Annotated in this window: 5 protein-coding genes and 1 pseudogene; 5 read left to right on the top strand and 1 reads right to left on the bottom strand. The window is 33.1% G+C overall.

From position 1 onward, the window contains the following. Positions 1 to 151 precede the first annotated feature (151 nt). The 5 genes from B8869_RS00070 to B8869_RS00050 are packed head-to-tail and all read left to right on the top strand — an operon-like array spanning position 152 to position 2,474. Entirely contained in the window at positions 152 to 466 is a 315-nt protein-coding gene (locus B8869_RS00070; RefSeq protein ID WP_327083029.1) for a TatD family hydrolase, read from the top strand. Further along, positions 459 to 1,007, top strand: a complete 549-nt coding sequence (gene rnmV, locus B8869_RS00065) for a ribonuclease M5 (RefSeq protein WP_084229721.1) — start codon at positions 459 to 461, stop codon at positions 1,005 to 1,007. Before B8869_RS00070 ends, rnmV begins: the two co-directional genes overlap by 8 nt. 6 nt (positions 1,008 to 1,013) lie before the next feature. Further along, on the top strand, positions 1,014 to 1,856 hold the full coding sequence (gene rsmA / locus B8869_RS00060) for a 16S rRNA (adenine(1518)-N(6)/adenine(1519)-N(6))-dimethyltransferase RsmA (RefSeq protein ID WP_084229720.1): 843 nt from the start codon (positions 1,014 to 1,016) through the stop codon (positions 1,854 to 1,856). A gap of 9 nt (positions 1,857 to 1,865) precedes the next feature. After that, positions 1,866 to 2,189, top strand: coding sequence for an ArsR/SmtB family transcription factor (locus B8869_RS00055; protein ID WP_084229719.1), 324 nt, complete (start codon positions 1,866 to 1,868; stop codon positions 2,187 to 2,189). A gap of 54 nt (positions 2,190 to 2,243) precedes the next feature. Continuing rightward, positions 2,244 to 2,474 carry a glutaredoxin family protein gene (locus B8869_RS00050; protein ID WP_040552788.1) on the top strand — a complete coding sequence of 77 codons (231 nt, stop codon included), beginning with the start codon at positions 2,244 to 2,246 and terminating at the stop codon, positions 2,472 to 2,474. Between the two features lie 77 nt (positions 2,475 to 2,551). On the opposite strand, the pseudogene B8869_RS12555 reads toward B8869_RS00050, so the two are convergent. Continuing rightward, positions 2,552 to 2,930 (bottom strand): annotated as a pseudogene (locus B8869_RS12555) (IS30 family transposase); the annotation flags it as partial.

Below are 2,930 nucleotides of genomic sequence, written 5' to 3'. Positions count from 1 at the left end.
GCTCATAGTTAATCACTCCTTTTAATATGTTTTGTTTGGTCACTTACATATTAACACAGCTGATTAGCTATGAGTTTATTTATGTTGCACTTGTTATGATAAATTATCTATAATAAAAGAGGCTAAACAAAAATATCCTGATTTAAAAGTTTTGATACATTGTTTCACACAATCAGTTGAGATGATGAGAGAATATATAAAACTTGGGTGCTATATTGCACTTGGCGGGGCGGTTACTTTTAAGAACTCTGTACACCCTAAGGAAGTAGCAAAAGAAGTTCCTTTAGAGTTTTTATTGTTGGAAACAGACTCTCCTTACCTTGCTCCAACACCTATGAGAGGCAAGCGTAACGAGCCGATGTTTATAAAACACACAGCAAAAGAAATTGGAAAGCTAAGAGGAATGAAAGCTCAGGAGATAATAGACATTACTGCTGAAAATGCAAAGAGGTTCTATAATGATTAAAGAAGTAATAGTCGTAGAAGGCAGAGACGATGTCACAGCGGTTAAAGGTGCTCTTGAATGTGATGTGATTCAAACTCATGGTTTTGGTTATGGGAAAAGACTTATAAACCAGTTGAAAGATGTTCAGAAAAAACGTGGGCTCATAATTTTCACCGACCCTGACTATATGGGGAAGAAAATAAGAAGTGACATATCTTCGCAGATAAAAGGTGTAAAGCACGCATTCCTACCACAGTCCAAGGCTACTAAAAAGGACAACATAGGAATTGAAAACGCAAAGGCTGAAGATATAAGAGTTGCTATAATGAATGCAAGACCTGATTTTGAAGAGAAGATGGACTTGTTTAACGAGTCTATATTGATGACTTATGGACTCACTGGAAGACCGGACTCAAAAGCCAAGAGAGAGCTCATAGGAGATATTTTAAAAATAGGGCATGGAAATGCCAAACAAATGTTGAATAAATTAAATGGATTTAAAATCACAGTTGAAGAATTTGAAGAGGCTGTGGATTCAGCAGAAAAAGTACTGAAAAAGTAGGTTTAAATGGAAAGACTTTATAAGCCACATAGAGTGGTAGAAATATTAGATAAATATGGTTTTAAATTTTCAAAATCATTGGGACAAAACTTTTTAATAGACGGAAACATAGTCAGAAAAATTGTGGATGTATCAGAAGTCGAAGGTAAAAATGTCCTTGAAATAGGACCTGGCTTAGGTACTCTTACAGAAGAATTGGCAATGAGAGCTAAAAAGGTTTTGGCAATAGAAATAGATAAAACTCTTATTCCTGTTCATAAAGAAACTCTAAATTTTGAAAATGTAAAAGTTATATACGACGACTTTTTAAAATTGGACTTGGGAGTACTAGATGAAGAATTTAATGGAGAGAGCTTTGTAGTAGTTTCAAACTTACCTTATTATGTAACTACACCTATCCTAACTAGGATTATAGAGCAGACAAAAGCAGAGTCCATAACAGTAATGGTTCAAAAAGAAGTTGCCAGAAGATTTTCTGCAAAGCCATCAACAAAGGACTATGGTTCACTCTCTGTATTCGTTCAGTTCTACTCTGATGTAAGGTATGAATTTGACGTACCGAGCACAGTATTTATGCCAAAGCCAAGAGTGGATTCAGGCGTTGTTAGATTTAAATTAAAAGATGATTTGGTAGAGATAGACAGAGAAAAGATGTTTAAGATTGTCAAAGCATCATTCTCAAAGAGAAGAAAGACTTTAATAAATTCTCTATCAACTTATGGTTTTGATATAAGCAAGGAAACTATAGAAAATGTGCTAAAAATATCTAATATAGATTCAAAGAGAAGAGCTGAAACTTTAACACCAGAAGAGTTCATAATACTTACTATAAATTTTCCACAAATTTGAGGTGATTAGATGGACAAAGAACAAGACATCAGAGAGTTTGCTGAGTCCACTGATTTGATTGATAAAGTTTCAATAATTTTTAAATCAATGAGTGATCCAACTCGTATAAAAATACTCTATGCATTATCAAAAGGCCCGATGAATGTAACGGACATTTCAAATGTATTGGAGATGAGTCAGTCTTCAATTTCACATCAATTGGCTGTTTTGAGAAGTCATAACATAATAAGAGTGGAGAGAGTTGCAAGAAATGCAATCTATTCCTTAGATGACGAGCATATACAATGCATATTTGAAGATGGCCTTGTACATGCAAAGCATAAGTTAGGTTGATTAATAAACAAAAATAAGGGTATAATTCAATAAGAAATTAAGGGGGAATATAAAATGGAAAAGATTACAGTTTACACTTCAAATACATGTCCATATTGCACAATGGCAAAGGACTATTTAAAAGAAAAGGGAATCGAATTTGAAGAAAAGAACGTTCAAAACGATGCTCAAGCAAGAAGCGAATTAATGGAAAAAGGATATTCAGGAGTTCCAGTAATAGTTGTTGGAACTGAAGAAATCGTAGGTTTTGACAAAGCAAGACTTGATACACTAATCGGAAAATAGGCTCTATAATATCTGTTGGGGAGTAAATCTCTAACAGATATTTTTATGCAGACGAATTGTCAAATCAAATGCAACACCTATGGTAAGAGACCAAAAAGTTCTTCTTTAGGTGTTTTATATTTTATACATTTTCTAGGTCTATTATTCATTAAACTTAAGTTATAATTTAATTCATCAATATTCACTTCTGATAAATCCATACCCTTAGGATAAAACTCCCTCAAAAGTCCGTTACTATTTTCATTTGTACCTTTTTGCCATGCACAATAGGGATCAACAAAAATAAGTTTTGCATCCTAATTCTTTTCTATTTTCTCAAATTCTGAAAATTCTTTACCTCTATCAAAGGTTATTGTTTTACTAATTCTTTGGATAATCTTTTAATGCATTTATTATTGCTGGTGTTACGCTTTCCGACTTTCTATTTTCAACTAGGATTGCTATATAATATCTAGA

This window comes from Peptoniphilus asaccharolyticus DSM 20463, assembly GCF_900176115.1.
GTDB lineage: Bacteria > Bacillota > Clostridia > Tissierellales > Peptoniphilaceae > Peptoniphilus > Peptoniphilus asaccharolyticus.
Note: the sequence above shows the minus strand (reverse complement) of the source record. Positions and strands in the feature narration are given on the sequence as shown.

Coding starts and splice junctions, on each gene's coding strand:
- B8869_RS00050 (WP_040552788.1), top strand. CDS start 2,244: ATGGAAAAGATTACAGTTTACACTTCAAATACATGTCCATATTGCACA.
- rnmV (WP_084229721.1), top strand. CDS start 459: ATGATTAAAGAAGTAATAGTCGTAGAAGGCAGAGACGATGTCACAGCG.
- B8869_RS00055 (WP_084229719.1), top strand. CDS start 1,866: ATGGACAAAGAACAAGACATCAGAGAGTTTGCTGAGTCCACTGATTTG.
- rsmA (WP_084229720.1), top strand. CDS start 1,014: ATGGAAAGACTTTATAAGCCACATAGAGTGGTAGAAATATTAGATAAA.